The 24,686-nt window shown below is 78.0% G+C and carries 25 protein-coding genes; 12 read left to right on the top strand and 13 right to left on the bottom strand.

Going from position 1 to position 24,686, the window contains the following annotated elements; translation table 11 throughout:
- Positions 1-112 precede the first annotated feature (112 nt).
- Positions 113-871 carry a DUF4383 domain-containing protein gene (locus ACI780_RS16835; RefSeq protein WP_457004347.1) on the bottom strand — a complete coding sequence of 253 codons (759 nt, stop codon included), beginning with the start codon at positions 869-871 and terminating at the stop codon, positions 113-115.
- A gap of 119 nt (positions 872-990) precedes the next feature.
- Here ACI780_RS16835 and ACI780_RS16830 point away from each other — a divergent pair, with 119 nt between their 5' ends.
- Together ACI780_RS16830 and ACI780_RS16825 are read left to right on the top strand one after the other, a co-directional pair.
- Positions 991-1,320 carry a tetratricopeptide repeat protein gene (locus ACI780_RS16830; RefSeq protein ID WP_456868948.1) on the top strand — a complete coding sequence of 110 codons (330 nt, stop codon included), beginning with the start codon at positions 991-993 and terminating at the stop codon, positions 1,318-1,320.
- Between the two features lie 98 nt (positions 1,321-1,418).
- Positions 1,419-3,284 carry an ABC transporter ATP-binding protein gene (locus ACI780_RS16825; protein ID WP_457004349.1) on the top strand — a complete coding sequence of 622 codons (1,866 nt, stop codon included), beginning with the start codon at positions 1,419-1,421 and terminating at the stop codon, positions 3,282-3,284.
- A 21-nt stretch (positions 3,285-3,305) separates the two neighbouring features.
- Here the strand turns inward: ACI780_RS16825 and ACI780_RS16820 are convergent, their stop codons facing one another.
- Positions 3,306-3,758, bottom strand: a complete 453-nt coding sequence (locus ACI780_RS16820) for a nitroreductase family deazaflavin-dependent oxidoreductase (RefSeq protein ID WP_457004345.1) — start codon at positions 3,756-3,758, stop codon at positions 3,306-3,308.
- Positions 3,755-4,459, bottom strand: a complete 705-nt coding sequence (locus ACI780_RS16815) for a hemerythrin domain-containing protein (protein ID WP_457004343.1) — start codon at positions 4,457-4,459, stop codon at positions 3,755-3,757. The genes ACI780_RS16820 and ACI780_RS16815 overlap by 4 nt, the downstream gene beginning before the upstream one ends.
- Before the next feature lie 58 nt (positions 4,460-4,517).
- Here ACI780_RS16815 and ACI780_RS16810 point away from each other — a divergent pair, with 58 nt between their 5' ends.
- The 4 genes from ACI780_RS16810 (at position 4,518) to ACI780_RS16795 (ending at position 9,525) form a co-directional block, all read left to right on the top strand.
- Positions 4,518-5,147 carry a TetR/AcrR family transcriptional regulator gene (locus ACI780_RS16810; RefSeq protein ID WP_456868945.1) on the top strand — a complete coding sequence of 210 codons (630 nt, stop codon included), beginning with the start codon at positions 4,518-4,520 and terminating at the stop codon, positions 5,145-5,147.
- Between the two features lie 29 nt (positions 5,148-5,176).
- A complete protein-coding gene (locus ACI780_RS16805; RefSeq protein WP_457004341.1) occupies positions 5,177-5,575 on the top strand; it encodes a YunG family protein in 399 nt (132 codons plus the stop codon).
- A gap of 11 nt (positions 5,576-5,586) precedes the next feature.
- The gene (gene cobN / locus ACI780_RS16800; RefSeq protein ID WP_457004339.1) at positions 5,587-9,204 is read left to right on the top strand and encodes a cobaltochelatase subunit CobN; all 3,618 of its coding nucleotides are present in this window, start codon (positions 5,587-5,589) and stop codon (positions 9,202-9,204) included.
- 183 nt (positions 9,205-9,387) lie between these two features.
- A complete protein-coding gene (locus ACI780_RS16795; RefSeq protein ID WP_457004337.1) occupies positions 9,388-9,525 on the top strand; it encodes a hypothetical protein in 138 nt (45 codons plus the stop codon).
- A 43-nt stretch (positions 9,526-9,568) separates the two neighbouring features.
- Here ACI780_RS16795 and ACI780_RS16790 read toward each other — a convergent pair whose 3' ends face one another.
- The 3 genes from ACI780_RS16790 to ACI780_RS16780 are packed head-to-tail and all read right to left on the bottom strand — an operon-like array spanning position 9,569 to position 11,441.
- Positions 9,569-10,363: an adenosylcobinamide-GDP ribazoletransferase gene (locus ACI780_RS16790; RefSeq protein WP_457004335.1), complete on the bottom strand. Its 795-nt coding sequence runs from the start codon at positions 10,361-10,363 to the stop codon at positions 9,569-9,571.
- On the bottom strand, positions 10,360-10,881 hold the full coding sequence (gene cobU, locus ACI780_RS16785; RefSeq protein WP_457004333.1) for a bifunctional adenosylcobinamide kinase/adenosylcobinamide-phosphate guanylyltransferase: 522 nt from the start codon (positions 10,879-10,881) through the stop codon (positions 10,360-10,362). The genes ACI780_RS16790 and cobU overlap by 4 nt, the downstream gene beginning before the upstream one ends.
- On the bottom strand, positions 10,881-11,441 hold the full coding sequence (locus ACI780_RS16780) for a histidine phosphatase family protein (RefSeq protein ID WP_457004330.1): 561 nt from the start codon (positions 11,439-11,441) through the stop codon (positions 10,881-10,883). The genes cobU and ACI780_RS16780 overlap by 1 nt, the downstream gene beginning before the upstream one ends.
- A 64-nt stretch (positions 11,442-11,505) precedes the next feature.
- Between ACI780_RS16780 and ACI780_RS16775 the strand changes: the two genes are divergently transcribed.
- Positions 11,506-12,294 (top strand): oxidoreductase, encoded by a 789-nt coding sequence (locus ACI780_RS16775; RefSeq protein WP_457004328.1) that lies wholly within the window; start codon positions 11,506-11,508, stop codon positions 12,292-12,294.
- A gap of 60 nt (positions 12,295-12,354) precedes the next feature.
- Positions 12,355-13,329, top strand: coding sequence for an aldo/keto reductase (locus ACI780_RS16770; RefSeq protein WP_456868937.1), 975 nt, complete (start codon positions 12,355-12,357; stop codon positions 13,327-13,329).
- On the opposite strand, the gene ACI780_RS16765 is transcribed toward ACI780_RS16770, so the two are convergent.
- Positions 13,326-14,177 carry an HAD family hydrolase gene (locus ACI780_RS16765; RefSeq protein ID WP_456868935.1) on the bottom strand — a complete coding sequence of 284 codons (852 nt, stop codon included), beginning with the start codon at positions 14,175-14,177 and terminating at the stop codon, positions 13,326-13,328. The two genes, ACI780_RS16770 and ACI780_RS16765, sit on opposite strands and share 4 nt — an antisense overlap.
- 172 nt (positions 14,178-14,349) lie before the next feature.
- Between ACI780_RS16765 and ssd the strand changes: the two genes are divergently transcribed.
- From ssd to ACI780_RS16745, 4 genes are read left to right on the top strand one after another with little or no spacing between them, the layout of a single operon-like run.
- Positions 14,350-15,408 (top strand): septum site-determining protein Ssd, encoded by a 1,059-nt coding sequence (ssd, locus tag ACI780_RS16760; RefSeq protein WP_457004325.1) that lies wholly within the window; start codon positions 14,350-14,352, stop codon positions 15,406-15,408.
- A complete protein-coding gene (locus ACI780_RS16755; protein WP_457004323.1) occupies positions 15,405-16,547 on the top strand; it encodes a TadA family conjugal transfer-associated ATPase in 1,143 nt (380 codons plus the stop codon). Before ssd ends, ACI780_RS16755 begins: the two co-directional genes overlap by 4 nt.
- On the top strand, positions 16,544-17,353 hold the full coding sequence (locus ACI780_RS16750) for a type II secretion system F family protein (RefSeq protein WP_457004321.1): 810 nt from the start codon (positions 16,544-16,546) through the stop codon (positions 17,351-17,353). Before ACI780_RS16755 ends, ACI780_RS16750 begins: the two co-directional genes overlap by 4 nt.
- On the top strand, positions 17,350-18,063 hold the full coding sequence (locus tag ACI780_RS16745) for a type II secretion system F family protein (RefSeq protein ID WP_456868931.1): 714 nt from the start codon (positions 17,350-17,352) through the stop codon (positions 18,061-18,063). Before ACI780_RS16750 ends, ACI780_RS16745 begins: the two co-directional genes overlap by 4 nt.
- A 26-nt stretch (positions 18,064-18,089) precedes the next feature.
- Here ACI780_RS16745 and ACI780_RS16740 read toward each other — a convergent pair whose 3' ends face one another.
- The 6 genes from ACI780_RS16740 to ACI780_RS16715 form a co-directional block, all read right to left on the bottom strand.
- Positions 18,090-18,836 carry a PIG-L deacetylase family protein gene (locus tag ACI780_RS16740; protein WP_457004319.1) on the bottom strand — a complete coding sequence of 249 codons (747 nt, stop codon included), beginning with the start codon at positions 18,834-18,836 and terminating at the stop codon, positions 18,090-18,092.
- A gap of 164 nt (positions 18,837-19,000) precedes the next feature.
- Entirely contained in the window at positions 19,001-19,738 is a 738-nt protein-coding gene (locus tag ACI780_RS16735; protein WP_457004317.1) for an HAD family hydrolase, read from the bottom strand.
- Entirely contained in the window at positions 19,735-20,886 is a 1,152-nt protein-coding gene (gene wecB, locus ACI780_RS16730) for a non-hydrolyzing UDP-N-acetylglucosamine 2-epimerase (RefSeq protein WP_457004315.1), read from the bottom strand. Before wecB ends, ACI780_RS16735 begins: the two co-directional genes overlap by 4 nt.
- A complete protein-coding gene (locus ACI780_RS16725) occupies positions 20,883-21,950 on the bottom strand; it encodes an ATP-grasp domain-containing protein (RefSeq protein ID WP_457004313.1) in 1,068 nt (355 codons plus the stop codon). The genes wecB and ACI780_RS16725 overlap by 4 nt, the downstream gene beginning before the upstream one ends.
- Complete coding sequence (locus ACI780_RS16720) at positions 21,947-23,131, bottom strand: hypothetical protein (RefSeq protein WP_457004310.1); 1,185 nt, start codon at positions 23,129-23,131, stop codon at positions 21,947-21,949. Before ACI780_RS16720 ends, ACI780_RS16725 begins: the two co-directional genes overlap by 4 nt.
- Positions 23,128-24,546, bottom strand: coding sequence for a glycosyltransferase (locus ACI780_RS16715; RefSeq protein WP_457004308.1), 1,419 nt, complete (start codon positions 24,544-24,546; stop codon positions 23,128-23,130). The genes ACI780_RS16720 and ACI780_RS16715 overlap by 4 nt, the downstream gene beginning before the upstream one ends.
- Positions 24,547-24,686: the final 140 nt, after the last annotated feature.

The following is a 24,686-nucleotide window of genomic DNA, read 5'->3' as shown; positions in this document are numbered from 1 at the left end:
CGGCCCCCCCGCCCCCCCGCCCCCCCCCCCCCCCCCCCCCCCCCCCCCCCCCCCCCCCCCCCCCCCCCCCCCCCCCCCCCCCCCCCCCCCCCCCCCCCACGACCGGCCGTCGTCAGGCGTCCCGGCGGGCCCGGTCGAACGACATCCAGACCTCGCGGCGCTCCTTGCGGGTGGTCACCTGCGCCATCGCGGCGACGCGGCGGCGCTGCTCGAAGGAGGCGACGTGCTGGACGACGGCGACCTCGGCGTCGCGCATGGCCCGCTCGGCGGCGAACTCGGCCGGCGTCGACGGGTACTCGTCGGGCGAGACCGGGGACACCTCGTCGTCGCGCTCCCGGGCGTAGGGGCTGTCGGGCGGCAGGTTGCCGCTCACCCGGCCGTAGGCGCCGAGCAGCAGCAGCACCAGGCCGGCGACCACGGAGAAGACGACGTTGCTGATGCCGAACGCCAGGACGTTCAGGTCGGTGTTGAGCACTGCCAGGTTGGCCAGCGCCGACACCAGGAACAGCACGCCGATGACGATCATGACCGTCGAGGCGGTCCGCGGGCTGCGCAGCGCGGAGAACACCAGCACGACCGCCGTCACGATCGAGATGGTCGACAGCAGGCCGTTCGACGACAGGCCGAGGACGCGCTCGCCGTCGGTGGAGAAGTAGTCGAGCCCGTTGGCGAACCCGAGCACACCGAAGACGGCGATGACGCCGGCGACGACGAAGGCGCCGATGCGCTGCACGGTGTAGACGCGGTTGCGGTCCGCCGCGGGCGGCGCGTCGGGCTGCTGACGGGGCGGGGCCGGCGAGCGGTCGGCCGTCCGGTGGCGGTGCAGCGACAGGGCCATGGTGTGCTCCTCGAGCCGGAGGACTGCTGGCATCGGTTGTTCCCAACTCGATGGCGTGCGGATGCACCTCGTTCCGGACTTCCTCGTGCCGCGCACGCACCGGGCGTGTCGCGGGCCGGGAAGAGCGGACCCCCCGCCGTCGTTCCGTCGGCGTGAACCAGCCCTTCGAGTCCGACCTGCACTCCGACTACCTGCGTGCCGACCTGTTCTTCTCCATGGGGCAGCCGGTCGAGGCCGCGCGCGTCCTGGAGCCGCTCGTGGCGGCCGAGCCGGGCAACGAGGCCGCGCTGGAGCTCCTGGCGCGCAGCTACTTCGGCTCGGCCCAGCTGCAGCGCGCCGAGGACGCGCTGCGCCGGCTGGTCGAGCTGGCCCCCGCCAACGGGTGGGCCCGCCGCGCCCTGGCCCGCACCCTGGAGCGGCAGAGCCGGGGCGAGGAGGCCGTGCCGCACCACCGCATGGCCGACGCGCTCGGCGCCGAGTGACCGCTCCCTGCGCGGAGTAGCCCGCCGACCGTTCTTGCGGTTCCGGCACGGGCGTTGACCTCGAGTCGGCTCGAGGTCCTAGCGTCCCCGCCGTGAGCATGGAGATGACGGCGTGGTCGGCGCTGTCGCGGGCCACGCACGCCCGCACCGACCGGCGGGCGATCTCCCGCGCGACCCTGCGGCGGGTGCTGACCCACGCCCGGCCGCACCGGGCCCGCATCGGCGCCTTCGTCGCAGTGGGCGTCGTCGAGGCGGTGCTCGCCGTCGCCACGCCGCTGCTGGCCGGCCGGGTGGTGGACGAGATCGTCGGCGGCGGCAGCGCCGGCACCGTCGTCGGCCTCGCTGTCGTCATCGCCGCGGTGGCCCTCGCCGGGACCGCGCTCGGCCTGCTCGGCCGGTGGCTGTCGGCCACCCTCGGCGAGGGGCTCATCCTCGACCTGCGCACCGCCGTGTTCGACCACGTGCAGCGGATGCCGGTGGCCTTCTTCACCCGCACGCGCACCGGCGCGCTGGTGTCCCGGCTCGACAACGACGTCCTCGGGGCCCAGCGCGCCTTCAGCGACACCCTGTCGGGGATCGTCACCAACACCGTCACGCTGCTGCTCGCGCTCGCCGCGATGCTCACGCTGTCGTGGCAGGTGACGCTGCTGGCGCTGCTCCTGCTGCCGGTGTTCCTGCTGCCCGCCCGCCGGATCGGCCGCCAGCTGGCCGGCCTGCGCCGGTTGGCCGCGGAGTCCAACGCCGCGATGACCGGGCAGACGACGGAGCGCTTCTCCGCGCCCGGCGCCACGCTGGTCAAGCTCTACGGCCGTCCCGACGCGGAGTCCGCGCGCTTCGCCGCCCGGGCGCGGGCGGTCCGCGACGTCGGGGTGCGGACGGCGATGGTGCAGTGGACGTTCGTCAGCGCGCTCACCCTCGTGTCCGCGCTGGCGCTCGCGCTGGTCTACGGGCTGGGCGGCACGCACGCGCTGGCCGGCGCGCTGGAACCCGGGGCCGTCGTCGCGCTCGCCCTGCTGCTCACCCGGCTGTACGCGCCGCTGACCGCGCTGGCCGGTGCCCGGGTCGACGTCGCCTCGGCCCTGGTCAGCTTCGAGCGGGTGTTCGAGGTGCTCGACCTCGTGCCGCTGGTCCGCGAGCGGCCCGGTGCCCGCGAGGTCCCCGACGGCCCGGTGTCGGTCGAGCTGGACGGGGTCACGTTCGCCTACCCCTCGGCCGACCGGGTCTCGCTGGCCTCGCTCGAGGACGTCGCCCGGCTCGACGGCCGCGGCGGCGGCGACGTCCTGCACGACGTCTCGTTCACCGTGCGGCCCGGCGAGGTGCTGGCCGTCGTCGGGTCCTCGGGTGCGGGCAAGTCCACCATCGCCGCGCTGCTGCCGCGCCTCTACGATGTCGACGCCGGCGCCGTCCGGCTCGGCGGCGTCGACGTGCGCGACCTGACCGCCGCCTCGATCCGCCGCACCGTCGGGCTGGTCACGCAGGACGGCCACCTGTTCCACGAGTCGCTGCGGGACAACCTGCTGCTCGCCGACCCCGGCGCCACCGACGCGCAGCTGTGGGACGTGCTCACCCGCGCGCGGCTGGCCGACCTGGTGCGCGCGCTGCCCGACGGCCTGGACACCGTCGTCGGCGAGCGCGGCTACCGCTTCTCCGGCGGCGAGCGGCAGCGGCTGACCATCGCCCGGCTGCTGCTCGCCCGGCCGCGGGTGGTGCTGCTCGACGAGGCCACCGCGCACCTGGACGCGACGTCGGAGGCGGCGGTGCAGGAGGCCCTGGACGAGGCGCTCGAGGGCCGGACGGCGATCGTCATCGCCCACCGGCTCTCGACCGTGCGCGCGGCCGACTGCATCCTCGTCCTCGAGGGCGGGCGGGTGGTCGAGCGCGGCCGGCACGAGGAGCTGCTGGCCCTCGGTGGGCGCTACGCCGAGCTGTACCGCACCTCGTCCGGGCAGCCGGTGGCCGCCTGAGGACCGGGCCGGACGCCGGCCCTACCGGGCGGGGGACAGGCGGACCAGCGCGATCCGCCGGCTCACCTTCGCCTGGTAGTCGTCGTAGGTCGGGCAGCGGTCCATCAGCGCCTGCCACAGCCGGCCGCGGTCGGCGTCGTCGGCCGCCGTCGCCACCACCGGCCACCGCCGTCCGCGCACCTCGACCTCGCCGCGCGGGTCGGCCTGCAGGTTCAGCCACCACTGCGGCTCGGCGTCCACCCCGCCGTTCGAGGCGGCCACGACCAGGTCGTCGCCGTCGCGGACGTGCAGCAGCGGCGTGGTCAGCGTGCGCCCCGACCGGCGGCCGCGGTGGGTGAGCAGGACGACGTCCCCGCCGCGGAAGCGGTTGCCGAGGCGACCTCCGGAGCGGCGCAGCAGGGCGGTGTGCCCGGCGGCCAGCCGCCGCGACACGGCCGTGAGGACCCGGTCGCCGCGGGACAGGGCGGCGGTCACCGGGCGGTCCCGAACAGGCGCGCGTCGGTCCGGGCGGCGCGCCGGCCGAGCAGCCGGCCGAGCGCCGACAGGACCGGCTGCCCGCCGAGGATCCGGGCCGCGGCCTCCGGCGGGATCGCCGAGACCACCCAGCCGAGCGCGACCACGGTGTCGCGGGGGCCGTACTCCCGCGCGAACGCGGCGTCCTGGCGGGCCCAGTCCTCGGGAGTGAGGTGCCGTTGGACGAGCGCCATCCCGTCGCGCTCCTCGTGCGCCAGGTGGGCGCCGAGGGCGTCGCAGGTCCGGGCGAGGGTGTCGGTCAGCCGCTGCCGGGTGTCCGTGCCGCCCCGACCGGCGGCCAGGTCTGCCAGCCCGGCCGCGCAGGAGGCCAGCAGCGGGTCGATGCCGGCGTGCTCGGCCTCGAGCCGGTCGAGGACCTCCGGGTCGGCGCCGCGCTCCCGCAGCAGGGGCCACAGGTGGGCGTCCTCGCCGGCGTGGTGCTTGTGCAGGAACCGCGCGAACAGCTCGAAGCGCCGGGCGAGGGCCTGCCAGCGGGCCCGGTCGCTCACGTCCACGGTGGGGACGACGGCGGCGAAGGCGTCGAGGTCGCGCCGGAACGCCCGGTGCATGACGTACATCGCCGCCACGTCGACCGGGCCGTCGGGTGCGGCGGCCTGGCCGGGCAGCAGGAGCTGGACGGGGTGGGGAGGAGCGGTGGTCACGGTGACCTCTTTCGGCTGAGTAACGCTCAAACGAATAGAGGCACGGTAGGGTGGAACCGTGTCCGAGGGCAAGAGGGTGTACCGCTCCGAGTTGCGGCAGGAGCAGGCCCGGCGCACCCGCGTGCAGGTGCTCGACGCCGCGACCCGCTGCTTCGTCGAGCAGGGCTACGCCGCGACGACGATGCGCGACGTCGCGGCCGCCGCCGGGGTGTCGGTGCCGACGGTGTTCGCGCAGGGCGGCAAGGCGGCGCTGCTGCTCGCCTGCGTGGACCGCGCGCTGGTCGGCTCCGACGAGGACCGGGCGGTGCGGGAGCTCGGCCCGTTCGCGCAGCTGCTCGCCGCGCCGGACCGCGCCGGCCGGCTCGCGGCGCTGCGGGAGCTGGTGCTCGAGGCCGCCCCCGGGTCCCGGGCGATGCAGGACGTCTTCGCGGCGGCCGCGGCGGCCGACCCGGACGTGCGGCCCGCCTACGAGGAGTACGAGCGCCGGCGGCGCGCCGACACCACCGCCCTCCTCGGCGCCTTCGCGCCCGACCTGCGCGAGGACCTCGACCTCGACACGGCGACCGACGTCGCCTGGTCGGTCTTCTCGCCCTCGACGCAGTCCCGGCTCATGGTGGGGTGCGGCTGGCCGGCCGCCCGCTTCGCCGACTGGGTGGCCGACACCCTCGACCGCCTGCTGCTGCGCTGACGTCACCCCCGTCGGGCAGGGTGCCGGGCGTGCCCGTCCCCGAGCAGCTCACCGCCGCCGTGCGCGCTGCCTGGTGCCGCGGGACCTGCGACGACAGCGACCTCGCCGACTGGTCGCCGGCGAACCCCGCCCGCGGCCAGTGCGGCGCCACGGCGCTGGTGCTGCACGACCTCCTCGGCGGGGACCTGCTGCTGGCCGAGGTGCTCCTGCCCGACGGGGCGCGCCAGGGCGTGCACTGGTGGAACCGGCTGCCCGACGGCACCGAGGCCGACCTCACCCGCGAGCAGTTCGCACCGCACGAGGTGGTGCAGGCGCCGCGGGTCGTCGTCCGCCCGCCCGGGCCGCCCCGCCGCAACCGCGAGCAGTACCTGCGGCTGCGCGCGGCGGTGCTCCGCGCGCTCGGCGAGCGGGCGCAGGCGCCCGGGTAGCGTCTGACCGCGTGTTCGTCCTGCTCTCCACGAGCGACACCGACCTGCTCTCCGCCCGCGCCAGCGGTGCCGACTGGCGCCCGGGCAACCCGGTCCGGCTGGGGACCGACGGCATCGCGGCGCTGACCGAGGGCGCCGACCTCGTCGTCGTCCGCATCCTCGGCGTCCGCCGGCAGTACGAGGAGATGCTCCGCCCCCTGCTGGCCGGTCCCGCACCGGTCGTCGTCCTCGGCGGGGAGCAGGTGCCCGACGCCGAGCTGATGGAGCTGTCCACCGTCCCGATGGGCGTGGCCACCGAGGCCCACGGCTACCTCGCGCAGGGCGGGCCGGACAACCTCGTGCAGCTGCACCGGTTCCTCTCGGACACGGTGCTGCTCACCGGCGAGGGCTTCGCCCCGCCGTCGGTCGCCCCCGACTGGGGGGTGCTGGAGCGCGCCGCCCGGACCTCGGCCGGCCCGCGGGTCGCCGTCCTCTACTACCGGGCCCACCACCTGGCCGGGAACACCGCGTTCGTCGAGGACCTCTGCCGCGCCGTCGAGGACGCCGGCGGGCAGGCGCTGCCGGTGTTCGTGAGCTCGCTGCGCAGCGTCCCCGACGACCTGCTCGACGTGCTGCGCACCGCCGACGCGCTCGTCGTCACGGTGCTCGCCGCCGGCGGCTCGCGGCCGGCCACCGCGTCGGCCGGCGAGGACGACGGCGCGTGGGACGTCGGCCGGCTCGCCGCGCTCGACGTGCCGGTCGTGCAGGGGCTGTGCCTGACCCGCTCGCGCGCGGACTGGCTGGCCGACGACGACGGCCTGTCCCCGCTCGACGTGGGCAACCAGGTCGCGATCCCGGAGTTCGACGGGCGGCTGATCAGCGTGCCGTTCTCCTTCAAGGAGACCGACGACGACGGCCTGACCCGCTACGTCGCCGACCCCGAGCGGGCGGCCCGGGTGGCGGGGACGGCGGTGGCGCACGCCCGGCTGCGGTCGGTGGCGCCCCGGGACCGCCGCATCGTGGTGATGCTCAGCGCCTACCCGACCAAGCACGCGCGGATCGGCAACGCCGTCGGCCTGGACACCCCGGCCTCGGTGGTGCGGCTGCTGGCCGCCATGCACGGGCAGGGCTACGACGTCGGCCCGTTCGACGGCCCTGACGCGCTGCCCGGCGTGGCCGACCTCGACGGCGACGCGCTGATCCACGCGCTCGTCGCCGCCGGCGGGCAGGACGCGGACTGGCTGACCGAGGAGCAGCTGTCGGGCAACCCGGTGCGCATCCCGGCCGCGGAGTACCGGCGCTTCTTCGACACCCTGCCCGCGGATCTGCGCGAGGCGATGGTGGCGCACTGGGGCGAGCCGCCGGGGTCGCTGTTCGTGGACGGGGGCGACATCGTGTTCGCCGCGCTGCGGGCCGGCAACGTCGTCGTGATGGTGCAGCCGCCGCGCGGCTTCGGCGAGAACCCGATCGCGATCTACCACGACCCCGACCTGCCGCCCTCGCACCACTACCTGGCCGCCTACCGGTGGCTGCGGTCGGAGTTCGGCGCGCACGCGCTGGTGCACGTGGGCAAGCACGGCAACCTGGAGTGGCTGCCGGGCAAGACCGTGGGGCTGTCGGCCTCGTGCGGGCCCGACGCCGCGATCGGCGACCTGCCGCTGGTCTACCCGTTCCTGGTCAACGACCCCGGCGAGGGCTCGCAGGCCAAGCGGCGGGCCCACGCCACGCTGGTCGACCACATGGTGCCGCCCATGGCGCGCGCGGACTCCTACGGCGACATCGCGCGGCTGGAGCAGCTGCTCGACGAGCACGCCAACGTCGCGGCGATGGACCCGGCGAAGCTGCCGGCGGTGCGGGCGCAGATCTGGACGCTGCTGCAGGCCGCCAAGCTCGACTCCGACCTGGGGTTGAACGAGCGCCCGGCCGACGAGCACTTCGACGAGATGATCCTGCACGTCGACGGCTGGCTCTGCGAGATCAAGGACTCCCAGATCCGCGACGGCCTGCACGTCCTCGGCGTCCCGCCGTCGGGGCAGGACCGGGTCGACCTGGTGCTGGCGGTGCTGCGGGCCCGGCAGATCTGGGGCGGCTCGGTGGCGCTGCCCGGGCTGCGGGAGGCGCTGGGCCTGGCCGAGGACGGGTCGGCGGGGCTGCGCGCCACCGACGCCGTCGAGGCGCAGGCGGCCGCGCTGGTGTCGGGCATGGAGGACGCCGGCTGGGCGGCCACCGCCGTCGACGACGTCGTCCGGGAGGTGCTCGGGCGCGAGGACTCCCGGGTCGCCGAGGTGCTGCGGTTCGCCGTCGACGAGGTCGTGCCCCGGCTGGAGCGCACCACCGACGAGCTCGACGCCACCCTGCACGCCCTCGACGGCGGCTACGTGCCGGCCGGGCCCTCGGGCTCGCCGCTGCGCGGGCTGGTCAACGTGCTGCCGACCGGGCGCAACTTCTACTCCGTCGACCCGCGGGCGGTCCCGTCGCGGCTGGCGTGGGAGACCGGGCAGGCGATGGCCGACTCGCTGCTGGAGCGCTACCGGGCCGACACGGGGGAGTGGCCGCGGTCGGTGGGCCTGTCGGTGTGGGGCACCTCGGCGATGCGGACCTCCGGCGACGACGTCGCCGAGGTGCTCGCGCTGCTCGGCGTCCGCCCGGTGTGGGACGACGCCTCGCGGCGGGTGACCTCGCTGGAGGCGGTGCCGCTGGAGGAGCTCGGCCGGCCGCGGGTCGACGTCACGGTGCGCATCTCCGGCTTCTTCCGGGACGCCTTCCCGCACGTGGTGACCATGCTCGACGACGCGGTGACCCTGGTGGCGGGGCTGGACGCGGAGTCCCCGGAGGACAACTTCGTGCGCGCCCACGTCGAGGCCGACGTCGCCGGGCACGGCGACCGGCGGCGGGCCACCACCCGGGTGTTCGGCTCCAAGCCGGGCGCCTACGGGGCGGGGCTGCTGTCGCTGATCGACTCGCGGGACTGGCGCGGCGACGCCGACCTCGCCGAGGTGTACGCGGTCTGGGGCGGCTACGCCTACGGCCGCGACCTCGACGGCGTGCAGGCCCGCCCGGACATGGAGGCGGCCTACCGGCGGATCGCGGTGGCGGCGAAGAACGTCGACACCCGCGAGCACGACATCGCCGACTCCGACGACTACTTCCAGTACCACGGCGGGATGGTGGCGACCGTCCGAGCGCTGACCGGCTCCGCGCCGCGGGCGTACATCGGCGACTCCACCCGGCCCGAGCAGGTGCGCACCCGGTCGCTGACCGAGGAGACCTCGCGGGTGTTCCGGGCGCGGGTGGTCAACCCGAAGTGGCTGTCGGCGATGCGCCGGCACGGCTACAAGGGCGCCTTCGAGCTGGCCGCCACGGTCGACTACCTGTTCGGCTACGACGCCACGACCGGCGTGGTCGCCGACTGGATGTACGAGAAGCTCACCGAGACCTACGTGCTCGACCCGGAGAACCGCGCGTTCATGGAGCGGTCCAACCCGTGGGCGCTGCACGGCATCGCCGAGCGGCTGCTCGAGGCGGTCGACCGCGGCATGTGGGCCGAGCCGGACCCCGCGCTGCTGGCCGAGCTGCGGCAGGCCTACCTCGACACCGAGGGCGACCTCGAGGGCGGGGAGACCCCGGCGCAGTCCGGCGCACCGGCCTGAGGCGGGCCGAACTGCCGGTTCGCGTTCCGGATCACGGGGTACGCCTGCGGCATGGGCATCCTGAACCGACTCCTGGGAACTGCTGAGACCACGGCTCGTCGCGGGGCCGCCGGCGGCCGCGCCGCCGCGGGCCGCACCACCGGACGCGGGATGGGCGGCCGGGGCACGGCTGCCGGCCGGGGCGTGTCGACCGGCCGCGGCATGGGCCGCACCCGCATGGCGACCGGCACCCCGACCCGCCGCTTCGGCCGGGGCGCACCGACCACCGCGGCCTCCGGCGGGCTGGGTCGCCTGCTCGGCTCGCTCACCGGCCGGCGCTGACCACCGCCCGGCCGCCGCCGGCCGGCGGGCGGGCACCACACCGCTAGGACACCGAGGCGGCGGCGACCAGCAGCACGACGGTCGCCGCCGCCTCGCCCATCGCCCCCATCACGTCCCCGGTGACGCCGCCGAGGCGCGCCGTCGCGCGGAGGCGGACGACCTCGGCCGCCAGCAGCCCGGTCGCCGCCGCACCCGCGAGCGCCGCCCCGGCCGCCGCGCCCGCCACGGCCCAGCCCGCCGCCGCGGCACCGCCGAGGACCAGCACCGTCCACCCGGCCAGCCACGGCAGCGAGACGGTGCCGGCCACCGCCCGGCCCAGCGCCGAGCCGCCGGCGACGGGGACCCGCGGGAGCCCGGTGCGCGCCATCGCCAGCCGCGCCACCACGACCGCCGTCCAGAGCGCCACCCAGCCGCCCCGGCAGCCGAGCAGCGCCGCGGCCGCGGCGGCCTGCAGCAGCAGCGTCAGCACCAGGGTCACCACGCCGAACGGGCCGACGTCGCCCTGGTGCATGACCTGCAGCGCCCGCTCCCGCCCGCGCAGCGGGCCCAGCCCGTCCGCGGTGTCGGCCAGCCCGTCGAGGTGCAGCGCCCGGGTGAGCCAGGCCAGCACCGCCAGCGCCAGCACCGCCCCGGCGAGCGCGGACACCAGGCGCGTGCCGGCGACGCCCACCCCGGCCGCCACCCCGCCCAGCACGAGCCCGACCAGCGGCGCCCACGGCAGCACGCCGCGGGTCGACGTCGTCCCGGCGGCGGGCACGCGCAGCGCGGTGAGGAGCGCGGCCGACTCCAGCGGACCGGCCCACCGGGCGCGCCGCCCGTCTGCCCCCCGCCCGTTCACCGCAGCCGCTGCGGCAGCCCGGCGACCACGAACCACACCTCGTCGGCGGTGCCGGCCAGCCGCTGGTTCACCTCGCCGAGGGTGTCGCGGAACAGCCGGCCCGCGCGGGACTCCGGCACCACCCCGAGTCCGACCTCGTCGCTGACGGCCACCACGTGCGCCGGCGTCATCGCCCAGGCGTTGACCAGGGCGTCGACCCGCCCGGCCAGCCGGTCGAGCGCGCCCGCCTCCTCGGCCCACACGCCCGTCTCGTCCATCAACGCGGCCACCCAGGTGGTCACGCTGTCGACCAGCACCGTCCCGCCGCGCAGCAGGTCGCTGGGCGCCGTGGTCTCCAGCGTCGTCCAGCCGGCCGGCCGCCGCGCGCGGTGCGCGGCCACCCGGGCGGCCCACTCCACGTCGTCGGCGACCGGCACAGAGGTGGCGAGGTAGACGACGTCGGGACGGCCGGTCACCAGCGACTCCGCGTGCGCCGACTTGCCCGACCGCGACCCTCCCAGCACCAGCACCCGCGCCATCAGGCGGCCGCCGTCGTGAGCTCCAGCCGGGTGACCGTGCCGTTGTGCGGGGTCACCGCCGGCATCCCGTCGGGGCCCCGTCCGGCGACGACGGCCTGTGCCGCCCGGATGGTGTCCCCGTGGGTGACCAGCGCGACGACGTCGGCCGGTGGGCGTGCGGTCAGCCCGGCCAGGAGGGCCGCGACCCGGGCGTGCAGCTGCGCCAGGCTCTCGCCGCCCTCGGCCGACCAGTGCGGATCGGTCCAGTCGACGACGTCCCACAGCTCCCGCGACGGCCGCCCCTCCAGGACGCCGTAGGCCTGCTCGCGCAGCGCCGGGGTGGTGCTGAACGGCAGCCCGGTGGCGCGGGCGCAGTGCTCGGCGGTCTGCACCGCGCGGCGAAGGTCGCTCGACAGCATCGCCTCGGGCCGCAGTGCGGCCAGCTCGCGGGCGGCGCCGGCGGCCTGCTCGTGCCCGAGGGCGGTCAGCGGCACGTGCGCGGTCTGTCCCTGCAGAAGCCCGGCGGCGTTCCACTCGCTCTGGCCGTGGCGGACGAGGAGGAGGGTGAGCGGGCGGGCCATGGTGGTCGCCGAGCGTAGGACAGGCGACCGAGGACCCCCGCGCCGGTGCTCGTACCGTCGGGACGTGACCATCCCCGTCCGTCCCGGTGCCGCCCGCGCAGCCGCCCGGCCTGCCGGCCCCGACCCGCTCGCGCCGCTGCTCGACCTGCCCGGCGTCCGCGAGGCCGCCGACGCCGCCCGCGGCGGCATCGACCGGCTGCTGGCGCACCGGCTCATGCGCAACCGGTCGGCGGAGGTCAGCAGCGAGTCCGCGCTCCGGGGCGCCCGCGCCTCGGCCGCGCTCGACGGGGTCGAGGTCGCCCTGGCCGACCTGCGCGCGGGCTCGGTGGCCGACCCGGTCGTGCAGGGCTCGCTGCGCGTCTCGGTCGGGCTGGGCGCCATGGTCGACACCTGGTCGCGGGCGCCCGGGCAGGTGCTCGCCCGGCTGCACGTGCTGGCCGCAGCCGACCTCGCCGACCGCGCCGACCTCGGCCGCCCCGCACCGCACGCCGGCCCGCGCCTGGGCGGGCTGTTCCAGCTGGTCACCGGCACCTCGGCCGTGCCGGCGGTGCTGGTCGCCGGGCTGGTCCACGGCGAGCTCGCCGCCCTGGCGCCCTTCGGCACCGCCGACGGCGTCGTCGCCCGCGCCGCCGGCCGGCTCACCACCATCGGCCGGGGCCTGGACCCCAAGGCGGTGTCGGTGCCCGAGGTCGGCTTCCTCGAGCTCGGCACCGAGGCCTACCGCGACCGGCTGACCGGCTACGCCGCGGGCACCCCCGAGGGCGTGGCCGCCTGGCTGGTGCACTGCTGCCGGGCCACCGAGCTCGGTGCCCGCGAGGGCCTGGCCATCGCCGAGGCGATCGTGCGCGGCTGAGCCCTCCCGGCGCTCCCGGCTCCTCCTGCGCCCCGCCGCCGCCCGGGGGACAGTGGCGCCATGCGCTCCCTGGACGTCGACGGGCTCGGCCGCGTCAGCCGGATCGGGCTGGGCACCTGGCAGTTCGGCTCCCGGGAGTGGGGCTACGGCGAGGGCTACGCCGCCGGTGCGGCCCGCCGGATCGTGCGCCGCGCGCTCGAGCTGGGCGTGACCCTCTTCGACACCGCCGAGGTCTACGGCTTCGGCCGCAGCGAGCGGATCCTCGGCGAGGCCCTGGGCGACCAGCGCTCCGACGTCGTCGTCGCCACCAAGCTGCTCCCCGTGGCGCCGTTCCCGCCGGTGGTGCGCCACCGGCTCGAGGGCAGCGCCCGCCGGCTCGGCCTGCACCGGGTGCCGCTCTACCAGGTGCACCAGCCCAACCCGGTGGTCCCCGACAGCGTGCCGATGCCCGCCCTGCGCACCCTCCTCGACGAGGGCCGCATCGGCGCCGTCGGCGTCTCCAACTACTCGCTGCGGCGCTGGCGGTCCGCCGACGCGGCGCTGGGCCGGCCGGTCATCAGCAACCAGGTGCACTTCTCCCTCGCCCGCCCCGCCCCGCTGGAGGACCTGGTGCCCTTCGCCGAGCGCGAGGGGCGGCTGGTCATCGCCTACAGCCCGCTGGCGCAGGGCCTGCTCGGCGGCCGGTACGGACCCGACCACCGCCCGGGCGGGGTGCGTGCGGCCAACCCGCTGTTCGGCACCGAGAACCTGCGCCGCGCGCAGCCGCTGCTCGACGCGCTGCGCCAGGTCGCCGACGCCCACGGGGTGCGGCCCGGGACGGTGGCGCTGGCGTGGCTGGTCTCGCTGCCGCAGGTCGTGGTCATCCCCGGCGCCTCGAGCGTGGAGCAGGTGGAGGCCAACGCGGCGGCGGGCGAGCTGGAGCTGCGTGCCGACGAGGTGGCGGCGCTGACCGCGGCGGCGCGGGCGTTCACCCCGGTGTCGGCGGTGCGCACGCTCGCCGACGGCGTCCGGGAGCGGCTGGGCGCCCGGACCTAGGCGCCGTGGCGGTGCCGGCGGCCGCCGTTCGCCACCGCCGGGGCCACCGCGGCCGCGGCGGAGACGACGCGCAGCGCCCGCCGCCGCGCGTACCAGGCCAGGCCCACGGCCGCGCCGACGCCCATCGCGGCGCCGGTGACCACCGGGACCGGCGGCGCGGCGAAGCGGCGGCGCATCGACACCGGCCGGGTGAACTCCAGGACCGGCCAGCCGCGCTCGGCGGCGACCCGTCGCAGCGCCCGGTCGGGGTTGACCGCCGTCGGGTGCCCGACCGCGGTCAGCATCGGCAGGTCGGTGACCGAGTCGCTGTAGGCGTGGCAGTCGGCCAGGTCGTAGCCGCTCTCGGCGGCCACCTGCCGCATCGCCTCGGCCTTGTTCTCGCCGTAGGCGTAGAACTCGATCTCGCCGGTGTAGTGCCCGTCGGCGCGCACCATGCGGGTGGCCACCACGCGGTCGGCGCCGAGCATCTCGCCGATCGGCTCCACCATCTCCGCACCGCTGCTGGAGACGATGACGATCTCCCGGCCGGCCGCCCGGTGGGACTCGATCAGGTCGGCGGCCTCGGCGTAGACCAGCGGGTCGACGACCTCGTGCAGCGTCTCGCTGACGATCTCGTGCACGGTGGCGACGTCCCAGCCGGTGGCCATGCGGGTGATCTGGGCGCGCATCCGCTCCATCTGCTGGGCGTCGGCGCCGGCGAGGGAGAAGACCAGCTGGGCGTAGGCGCCCTTGAGCACGGCACGGCGGTTGATCAGCCCGCCGGCGAAGAACGGCCGGCCGAAGGCCAGGGTGCTGGACTTGGCGATGACCGTCTTGTCCAGGTCGAAGAACGCCGCAGCGCGGGTCACGGTTCACGAGGGTAAGGGGAGCGGAGGCCGGTGACGGCTCCCCGCGCGCCGTCCACACCCCTCCGGGTCGTCCACAGGTCCCTCGTCGGGGGTGACCCGGGCCGCCCGGCGCGGTGGGCTCCGGCGCGTGGCCCGACGTCCCGCCCTCCTGTCCCCGCCCCGTCCGCTCGTCGTGAGCGCCGACGAGGACCTGCTCGACGACGTCCTGCGCGTGCTCGCCGCCGCCGGCACCGAACCCGAGGTCGCCACCGGCGGCCCCGCGCTGCGCCGCGCCCACCGCGACGCGGGGCTGGTCCTGCTCGGCGCCGACGCGCTCGACGCCCCCGCGGTGCGGGCGCTGCCGCGCCGTCCCGGGGTGGTGGTCGTCGCCGGGGCGGTGCCCGGCCCGCAGGACTGGGCGGCGGCGGTCGAGCTCGGCGCCGAGCGGGTCGCGGTCCTGCCCGACGACGAGGCGTGGCTGGCCGCCCGGGCCGCCGACGCCGTCCGCTCGCCGGTCGAGCGCGGCTGGCTGGCCGTGGTCGGCGGCAGCTGCGGCGGGGCCGGCACGAGCACCCTGGCCACCGCGCTCGCGCTGACCGCCGCGGACACCGCCGGCGGCGTGCTGCTCGTCGACGCCGACGCCTGCGGCGGGGGACTGGACCTGCTGCTCGGCGCCGAGGACGCCGACGGCCTGCGCTGGCCGGCGCTCTCCGGCGTCCGCGGCCGCATCGCCGGGGAGGCGCTCCTCGCCGCGCTGCCGGAGGTCGCCGGCGTCACCGTGCTTGCCGCCGCCCGGGACGACCCGGCGCCGGTGCCGCCCGCGGCGGTGACGGCGGTCGTGGAGGCGGCCCGCGGGTGCGGCCGGCCGGTGGTGGTCGACCTGCCCCGGCCGGCCGGCCCCGACGACGCGACGGCGGCCGCGGTGCTCGCCGAGGCCGACCTGGCGGTGCTGCTCGTGCCGGCCCGGCTGCGCCCGGCGTCGGCGGCGCGGCTGCTCCTCACCGGCGCTCCGGGGGAGCCGGCACCGTGGGGCGCGGCCCGGCTGGTGGTCCGCGAGGTCCCCGGCGGCCTGTCGACGGCGGAGGTGACCGCGGTGACCGGCCGTCCCGTGCTGGCCGCGCTGGCGCACGACCGCGGCGCGGTGGCCCGGGGCGAGCGCGGCGAGCCGCCGTTGGTGACACCCCGCAGCCCGCTCGGGTCGGTCACCCGCGCGCTGCTCGGCGAGCTCGTGCGCGCGGAGCGCGCGGCGTGAGCGGGCTGCCGCTGGTCGAGCGGGTCCGGGCCCGGCTGGCGCTGGAGCCCGGACCGCCCAGCCGGGCCGCGGTCGCCGCGCTCGTCCGCGACGAGGCCGGGCTGGTCGGCGACGCCGAGGTCCTCGACGCGGTGCGCGACGCGGTGGCCGAGCTCGCCGGCGCAGGACCGCTCGAGCCGCTGCTGCGCGAGCCGGGCGTCACCGACGTCCTGGTCAACGGCCCGGCATCGGTCTACGTCGACCGCGGCGCCGGGCTCGAGCCCGCCCCGGTGCGCTTCCCCGACGAGGACGCCGTCCGGCGGCTGGCCGTGCGGCTCGCGGCGAGCGCCGGGCGCCGCCTCGACGACGCCGCGCCGTGGGTGGACGCCGGCCTGCCCGACGGCACCCGGCTGCACGCGGTGCTCCCGCCGGTGTCGGGCGGCGGCACCTGCCTGTCGCTGCGGGTGCTGCGCCGGGCGCGCCTCGGCCTCGACGACCTCGCCGACCGGGGGACGCTGCCCGGGGCGTCGGCCGGCCTGCTGCGCGCGGTGCTGCGGGCCCGGCTGGCCTTCCTCGTCACCGGCGGCACCGGGTCGGGCAAGACGACGCTGCTCGCGGCGCTGCTCGGGGAGCTGCCGCCGGGGGAGCGGCTGGTGCTGTGCGAGGACGCCCCGGAGCTGGCGCCGGCCCACCCGCACGTCGTCCGGCTGCTCACCCGACCGGCGAACGTGGAGGGCGCCGGGCGGGTGACCCTGCGCGACCTGGTGCGCCAGGCGCTGCGGATGCGGCCCGACCGGCTGGTGGTCGGCGAGGTCCGGGGCGCCGAGGTCACCGACCTGCTCGCCGCCCTCAACACCGGTCACGACGGCGGCTGCGGCACCCTGCACGCCAACCGCCCCGGCGAGGTGCCCGCCCGGCTGGAGGCGCTCGGGGTCGCGGCGGGCCTCGACCGGCAGGCGGTGCACAGCCAGGCGGCCGCCGCGCTGGCCGTCGTGGTCCACCTCCGCCGCGGACCGGGAGGGCGGCGGGTCGAGGAGATCGGGGCGGTGCGCCGCGACGGCGACCGGGTGGTGGTCGAGCCGGGCTGGCGCGCCGACGGCGGTCCCTGCCCCGGCGCGGGACGGCTGACGGCGCTCCTCGACGGCGGGAGCGCGGGATGACCGCGACACTGGCGCTGGTCGCGGCGGCGCTCCTGCTGTGGCCCGGCCCGGCCGCGCAGCGCCGCCGGCGGGTGCGCCGGCTGGTGCGGCGGCGCCCGGCGCTCCTGGCCCGGATCACCGCGGCACCACCCGCGGTCTGGCCGCTGCCCGCCGCGGTGCTCGGCGCGCTGCTCGGCGCGGCGGTCGGCACGCCGCTCGTCGCGGTCCTCGCCGGCACGGGTGCGGCGGCCGGGGCCCGGGGTCTCGCGCGGGCCCGGGCGCGCCGCGCGGAGGAGGCACGGGTCGAGGCGCTCACCGACGCGCTCGGCGCCGTGGCCGCGGAGCTGCGCGCCGGCCGGCCGCTCGCGGCGGCCACCGCGTCGGTCCTGGCCGGCTGCGGGGACGAGACCCTTGCGACCGGTCTCGCACGGGCGCTGCGGGCGCCCGCGGCGGTCCCGGCGGGGCCCGGCACCGACCTCGACCGGGCCCTGGCGCGGGTGGCCGCGGCCGTGCTGCTCAGCGAGCGCACCGGCTGCTCGCTGGCCGCCGTGGTCGCCGCGGTCGAGGACGACCTGCGCGCCCGTCGGCGGCAGCGGCTCGAGCTGCGGTCGGCCACGGCGGGTCCCCGGGCGAGCGCGGCGCTGCTCGCCGGGCTGCCGCTGCTCGCGCTGGCGATGGGCAGCGGCATCGGCGCCGACCCGTGGGCGGTGCTGACCACCACCCCGGCCGGGCAGGTGCTGCTCGTCGCCGGTGTCGCCCTGGAGGCCGCCGGGCTGGCCTGGTCGGGGCGGCTGGTCCGCCGGGCGGCGGGGAGCGCGCCGGCGTGAGCGCCGCCCTGGCCCTGCTGTCGGCGGCGCTGCTGCTGTGGCCCTCCCCGGCGCTGCGGATGGCCGCGCGGGTGCGGGCGGTGACCGGCCCCCGCCCCGCTCCTCCGGCTGCGGCGCCGCGGAGGAGTGCCGTGCGCCGCGTCCTGCTCCCGGGGGCGGTCGGGGGAGCGGTGGCGCTGCTGGTGGGCGGGCCGCCGGGTGCGGTGCTGGGCGTGCTGGCCGGGGTGCTGGCCGACCGGCTCCTGCGCCGCGGCGGGCGCGCGGCATCCGCGGACGACGCGGGCGCAGTCGAACTGCCGGTGGCCTGCGACCTGCTGGCGGTCTGCCTGGCGGCCGGGATGCCGGTCGCCGGTGCGCTGGGCGCGGTCGCCACGGCGCTGCCCGGACCTTCCGGGGACGCGCTCGGCGCGGTCGCCGGGCGGCTGCGGCTGGGCGCCGCGCCGCACGCCGCCTGGACCGGCGCGCCGGCCGGTGTGGCGGGGCTGGGCCGGGTGCTGGTGCGGGCGGGGGAGTCCGGCGCCGCGGCGGTCCCCGCGCTGCACGTGCTGGCGGCCGAGGCACGGTCGGCCGCCCGCAGCGACGCCGAGGCCGCGGTGCGCCGGGCCGGCGTGTGGGTGCTCGCGCCGCTCGGCGCCTGCTTCCTGCCGGCCTTCGTCTGCCTCGGCATCGCGCCGATGGTCATCGGCATCGCCGGGCAGGTGTTCGGGTGACCCGGGACGCGCGGTCCCGGGCGGGGTCAGCGCTGGCCGGCGGCGAACGACGACGCGCTGTGCGGGACGAACGAGGGCGCCAGCGACCACGCGGCCGGGACCGCCCGCGGCACCCCGCCGCCCACCGGGCCGAGGTCGAGCACCATCCGGGTGGGCTGGAAGGCCTCGGCGTAGCCGATCCGCGCCTGCGCGCCCCAGTGGCGGGCGGAGGCGACGATCGCGTCCGGCTCGACCATCGCCGAGCGCTCCACCTGCGAGGCGTGCGCGGCCAGCGCGGCCAGCTTGCCGGTGAGGTGGGCGGTGACGTCGACGAACACGGTCGGCGTGAACGTCAGCGTCGAGGGGCTCTGGTAGTGCAGCACCCGCGGCAGGCGGCGGGCGGCGCCCAGGGTGGCCGCGGCGACGGCGCGGTGGTCCTGGTGGCTGTCGTCGGGGGCGTGCACGTAGACGAGGTCGGCGGCGGTGGCGTCCAAAACCTGCTCGATGCGGCGGACCGCGGCGGAGTCGGCGACGACCTCGCAGTCGCGCAGGCCGCCCCAGAGCAGCGTGGCGCCGATGGTGCGGGCGGCCCGCTCCTGCTCGGCGCGTCGGCCGGCGACCTGGCTGTCGTCGCCGGGGCCGTTCTCGCCGCCGGTCATGACCAGCATCGTCACCGTGTCGCCGGCCGCGACGTGCGCCAGCAGGGCACCGCCGCAGCCGAGCTCGACGTCGTCGGGGTGCGACCCGATGGCCAGGACGCTGCGTCCCGTGCCCCGCCTGCCTGCGCCGTCCATGGCCGCCGTCCCGTCCGTCCGGGGCGGTCACCCGCCCGTTGTCCCTCCGTGCATCGGCGGCCGCGTCGGGCGCCTGCATCCGGCGGGCCGGCTCCTCCCCCGTCAGGGGGAGAACCGGTCGTGCACGACGGATCGCCGCGTCGGCGGGGCGGGGACCGGACGGGTCAGCCGGCGACCGCGGCCGGGGCGGTCACGGCGGCCAGCGCCAGGGCGGCGGCCGTCGGGAAGTCACCTGTGACGGCCCACGCGCGCGGCTCGTCGGGGGCGGCGGCGTACTCGCCCTGCCGCACCCGGACGGCGCGGGCGCCGACCGCGGCCGCGACGGCGACGTCCTTGCCCGGGCGGTCCCCGATGACGAGCACGCGATCGGCGGGGACCCCGAGCCGGCCGGCCAGCACCCGCAGCCCCTCGGGCGCCGGCTTGCGGGCGGCCCGGCCGCCGAGCGTGTCGGTGACCAGCACCTCCGGCAGCAGCGGCAGCAGGCCTGTCGCGGCGAGCTTGGCCGCCTGGACGGCCGGGTTGCCGTCGGTCAGGCAGCCCACCGGCACCGCCGCGCCGAGGTCGGCCAGGGCCCGCGCCACGCCCGGGTAGGGGGTCAGCGAGGCGGGTGCGTGCGCGGTGAAGGCCGCCACCAGCGGCGCGACCAGCCCGGGCACGTCGCCGGCGGGCACGCCCACGGCGAGCAGCGCGCGGTCGATCGTCCCGCCGCGGTCGGACCCGGCGGCCAGCTCCCGCAGCAGTGCGGCGTGCACCCGGGCGCCGTCGAGCCCCGCGGCCGCGGCGGCGGCGGCCACGTCGGCCGCCGCGCCGGCGAGGTGGGCCGCCTGGGGGTACAGCGTGTCGTCGAGGTCGACCACCACCGCCAGCGGCGGCGGGCCGTCCCATCCCGGTGCCGCGGTCACCACGGCAGCGAGCCGTCGGTGAAGTCGGGCTCGTCGAGGGCGAGCAGGGTGTCGGTCGCCTCGTCGGCCAGCAGCGCGGCCACCTGCGCGCCCGTCGTGCCGTCGCCGTACGGGCAGGGGAGCGCGGCCGCGTGCGCCTGGCCCCGTGGGCTGGTGTGCGCGGCGGCCGCGGCGAGGACGGCGTCGGCGGCCGAGTCGTCGGCCAGCCCGGCCAGGGTCGTCGTGCCGGCCTCCACGCCCTCCCAGCGCGGGGTCGAGCCGCGCAGGACGACGACGGGGACGCCGAGGAAGGCCGCCTCCTCCTGGATGCCGCCGGAGTCGGTGACCGCCAGCCGCGCCGAGGCGAGCGCGGCCAGCAGCGCGTCGTACCCGACCGGGCCGGTGCGGGTGATCGCCGGGTGCTCCAGGTCGGCGTCCAATCCGGAGTCGGCCAGCCGCGCCGCGGTGCGCGGGTGCACCGGGAAGGTCACCGGACCCACGTCGTCGGCCAGCGCCCGCACGACGCCCACCAGGCGCTTCAGGCGCACCGGGTCGTCGACGTTGGTGGGGCGGTGCGCGGTGACCAGCACCCCGCGGCGCTGCCCCACGGGGACCGGCCGCACGCCCCGCGCCACCAGCGTGTCGACCACCGGGTTGCCGACCACGAACACCCGCTCGGCGGGCACGCCCTCGGCGGCCAGGAAGGCCGCCGCGCGCCGGGTGGGCGCCAGGTGCAGCGCGGCGACCGCCGCGGCCACCCGCCGGTTGACCTCCTCCACGCTGCGCGGGTTGAGGCTGCGCAGCCCGGCCTCCAGGTGGGCGAAGGGCACCCCGGCGCCGCGCGCGGCCAGGGCGTAGGCGGGGACGGTGTTCGTGTCGCCGAGGGCGAGCACGAGGTCGGGGCGGAACCGGGCGACCGCGCGCGCCGCGTCGGCGTGCAGCGCCCCGGAGCGCGCGGCCGGGTCGCCGGCGGGCAGCGCGAACCGGCACGTGGGCGCCAGCCCGAGGGACTCCTGCAGCCGGCCGGCGAGGTCCGGGTCGGTGTGCTGGCCGGTGTCGACGACGTCGACCCGGTGCCCCGCCGCGGTCAGGGCCCGCACGACCGGCGCCAGCTTGACCACCTCGGGCCGGGTCCCGAAGGGCACGAGGACGTGCCGGGCGCGGGTCACGCCCGCACCGCCGTCGCCGCGCACGGGTCGGCCACCGGGCTGCCGTCGTCGGTGGCGTACGTCTCGGCGAAGTAGCGGCTCATCCGGACGCCGGGGGTGAACCACAGGTGCGGCAGCACGGCGCGCGGGTCGCGGATGCCGGTCAGGTAGGCGCTGACGACGTCGGCCCCGGCGGCCAGGGTCAGTGGCAGCCCGCCGGAGAAGCGCGGGTTGACCTCCACCACGGTCGCCCGCCCGTCGTCGGCCACGAAGCCCTGCACGTTGGCCGGCCCGGTGAGCGCCACCGCCTCCAGCGCCGCGGCCACCACCGCGGTCACCTCGGCGGAGTCGAAGGTCGTGCCCTTCACCGAGATGCCGGCGCGGGTGTCGTCGCGCCACCGCGGCACCACGGTGACCAGCGAGCCGTCGCGGCCCACCAGCGCGTCGGCGGTGAACTCGCGGCCCGTCAGCCGGGTCTGGGCGATGAGCGAGGGGTCCTCGCGCATCGCCGTCACGACGTCGGAGCGCGCGTCGAGCAGCCGCACGCCGCGGCTGCCGCGGCCGGCGCGGGGCTTGGCCACCCAGGGGCCGGGGACGGTGACCAGGCCGGCGGTGGTGTCGGTGGTCGCGGGGTGGGGCACGCCGGCCGCGCGCATCGCCCGGGCGAACGCGGCCTTGTCGCAGCACACCTCGACGGCGGCCACGTCGGGCAGCCAGGTGGCCACCCCGGCCGCCGCGAGCCGCCCGGCGCCCGCGGCCAGGGCGGGCAGCTCCTCGGCGACGGTGCCCACGAGCGCGTCGGCGCCGTGCGCGGTGGCCAGTGCCACCAGGGCGTCGACGAAGCGGACGTGGTCGGCCCGCGGGACGACCGCGCCGACGGTGGCCAGCGCCGCACCGGCGGCGGTCGCGTCGGCGTCCACGCCGACCACGCGGTGCCCCAGCGCGGTCAGCCGGCGGACGACGGCGACCCCGGCGGGGCCCCCGGCGCCGGTGACCAGCACCGCGGCCGCACCGGGCCGGCCGTCGGGCCCGTCGGGCACCGGGGGGACGGTGGTGGTCGGGCGGCTGGGCAGGGTGGCGGTCACCGGGCGGTCTCCGGAGGGTGCGGGGCGGACGGGCGGGCGAAGCTGGGCGGGCCCGGCGGCCCGGCGGCGTGCGAGGGGCGGTCGGGGGACGGCGCGGTCGCGCGGGACGGAGCGGGCGGCGGCACCGGGATCCGGGCGACCGCGACCACGGCGCCGTCGTCCCCGGGAGGGTCCTCCGGGACCGGGGAGGTGCTGACCGGCCGGGCCAGCAGCCAGCCGCGGGCCCACAGCCGGAGCGCGGCCACCCGGTGGTCGGTCACCGGTTCCCACTGCCGCGCGGCGACCGCGTCGGCGAGGGCGTCGAGGACGAGCGGGTCGACCTCGTAGGTGGCCACCGCCACGAGCGTGGCGCTGTGCGCCCCGAGGCCGTCGGCGGCCAGCTCGCGCACGCGCTCGACCCGCTGGGAGGCCGGGAGGTGCCCGAGCCGGTAGTCGACGCGGGCGGCCTCGCGGCGCGCGGCCAGCCAGGCGGAGAGCCGACGGGGGAGGACGTGACGGTGCAGCAGCCCGGTCAGTGTCGTCCGGCGGCCGCGGGCCGGGGCCTGCTCGGCCTCGACGGCGCGGTAGCCCAGGCCCGGGCGGGCCCAGCTGTCGGGACGCCGGGCGGTGTGCCGTCCCCCGACGTCCTGCTCGGCGCGCTCGGCGGCCGGCAGCGTCACCCACACCATGACGAGGAAGCCGCCCAGGGTGGCCACCAGGTTCCACACCGTGCCGACCCAGTCGTGGAACAGGACCAGGGCGCCGTCGCCCCACTGCAGCCCGGCCAGGGCCGACAGCAGCAGCCGGCCGTGGTTGAGGACGACGACGGCGAGGACCGCGACGACCAGCCCGCCCAGCGCGTGCAGCCGGCGGCCGCGCAGGACGACCGCGGTCAGGGCCACCAGCCCGAGGACCGACAGGACCGACGAGCAGGACGCGGTGACGACCGCGTCGATGATCTCCCCGTCCCCGCGGAAGAGCAGGACGTGGCCGGGCAGCACGCCGGAGGACCACGTGGGGTCCAGCCACCCGAGCACCAGGGCGACCGCGCGGGCCTCGAGCACCTGCAGCGGCCCGGACAGGGTGGCGAAGCCGGCGACGCAGATGACCCCGGCCAGCGCCAGGTCGAGCAGGACGGGCAGCAACCGCTGCGTCGTCCCGCGGGAGAGCCGGCGCCTGCCGAGCGCGGGTGCGGTGGTCACCGGTCCTCCGGGAGCAGTGCGAACGACCGCGGGCGGGCGGGGACCGCGGCCGCGGCGGGAGCGGGGGTGGGGGCGGCGGCCGCGCGCGGGACCGTGGAGGTGGCGCCCGAGCGGGAGGTCTTCACCCAGCTGTAGGGCCGGCCGAGCATGCCGTCGAGGTAGGCGCGCGTGGTGATCCAGATCGACAGCGCGAAGGCGGGGAGGAAGCCCAGCAGCCGCCACGCCGAGCGGCGTTCCACGCGGCCGACCAGGAGTCCGACGCAGAGCTCGGCCAGCGGGCCGATGAACAGCAGCATCGACAGCGGCAGCAGCCCGACGACGGGCAGGTCGCCGATGCCCGCGGCGCGCAGCACGGTGAGCAGCAGGCCCAGCCCGGCCAGGACCGGCACGTGGTAGACGCCGAGGAACAGCGTCGTCTCGACCTTCTCCAGGGGCGACAGGTGCGGCGAGCGCATCAGCGGGCGCCAGTGGTCGCGCAGGCACTTCTGGTGGCCGCGGGCCCAGCGGTAGCGCTGCTTCCAGAAGCGCTGGGCGCTGACCACCGCCTCCTCGAAGTCGATGGCCGAGACGTCGTAGCGGACCCGCTGCCCCATCCGCAGGATGCGCAGGGTCAGGTCGGTGTCCTCGGTGACCGTCTCGGGGTTCCAGCCGCCCAGCGTCCGCAGCGTGGAAGCCCGGACGGCGCAGTTGGCGCCGCCGTAGGCGGGCAGCTCGAACAGCGCCTGCCGGCCGTACTCGTTGACCAGGTAGCCCGAGAGGTAGTCGACGAAGACGGTGGTGGCCATCGAGGAGTCCTGGCCGTTGCGGATGACGCACCGGCCCATGACCGCGCCGACGGCGGGGTCGCGGAAGTGCCGCACCAGGCGGCGCAGCGCCGTCGGCTCGGGCTCGTGGTCGGCGTCGAAGACGAGCACGATTTCGGCGTCGACGAGGGCCAGCGCGTCGTTGAGCGCGCCGGACTTCCCGCCGCCGGCCCCCGGAGGCCGGTGCAGCAGGCGCAGCCGCGGCTCGCGGGCGGCCCACGCGTCGAGCTTCGCGCCGGTCGCGTCGGACGAGCCGTCGTCGACGACGACGAGGGTGAGCCGGTCGGCCGGGTAGTCGAGGGTCAGCAGCGCGGCCACCATGCCGTCGACGACGAGCTCCTCGTCCTTGCACCCGACGAGGACGGCGGCCGGCGGCGTGTAGCTGTCCAGGCCGACGTCGGCGGCCAGCAGGTCGCGCTCGGCCCACCGCGCCGCGGCGACGGCGAAGCCCAGGTGCCGGCAGAAGTAGACGCCGAAGACCACGTTGAGCGCGCCGGCGATCACACCGAGGGTCGGGTCGAGTCCGAAGAGGGCGACCGCGGCGGCCAGGGCGAGGGCGTAGCCGAGGAGGACGAGCGGGCGCCCCTCGGGACGGTCGGTGCCGTGCGCCACGGATCCTCCTCCCGGATCGTGCCCGGCGGTGCGGTAGCGCCACCTCATGGCTGGATCGGCAGTCGCCCTGCCGTCCTGAAGTGGAAGCGACCCCGGCGACACCGCCGCCCGCGCCGTCCACAGGCCGCCGCGCCGTCCAC

The organism is Geodermatophilus sp. SYSU D00814 (assembly GCF_054050055.1).
This window is presented reverse-complemented; position numbering and strand designations above follow the sequence as displayed.

What these genes read in the sequence shown, in the direction of transcription:
- ACI780_RS16835 (WP_457004347.1), bottom strand. Translation starts at nt 871, where the DNA reads ATGCCAGCAGTCCTCCGGCTCGAGGAGCACACCATGGCCCTGTCGCTG.
- ACI780_RS16825 (WP_457004349.1), top strand. Translation starts at nt 1,419, where the DNA reads ATGGAGATGACGGCGTGGTCGGCGCTGTCGCGGGCCACGCACGCCCGC.
- cobU (WP_457004333.1), bottom strand. Translation starts at nt 10,881, where the DNA reads ATGGCGCGGGTGCTGGTGCTGGGAGGGTCGCGGTCGGGCAAGTCGGCG.
- ACI780_RS16780 (WP_457004330.1), bottom strand. Translation starts at nt 11,441, where the DNA reads ATGGCCCGCCCGCTCACCCTCCTCCTCGTCCGCCACGGCCAGAGCGAG.
- ACI780_RS16770 (WP_456868937.1), top strand. Translation starts at nt 12,355, where the DNA reads ATGCGCTCCCTGGACGTCGACGGGCTCGGCCGCGTCAGCCGGATCGGG.
- ACI780_RS16750 (WP_457004321.1), top strand. Translation starts at nt 16,544, where the DNA reads ATGACCGCGACACTGGCGCTGGTCGCGGCGGCGCTCCTGCTGTGGCCC.
- ACI780_RS16740 (WP_457004319.1), bottom strand. Translation starts at nt 18,836, where the DNA reads ATGGACGGCGCAGGCAGGCGGGGCACGGGACGCAGCGTCCTGGCCATC.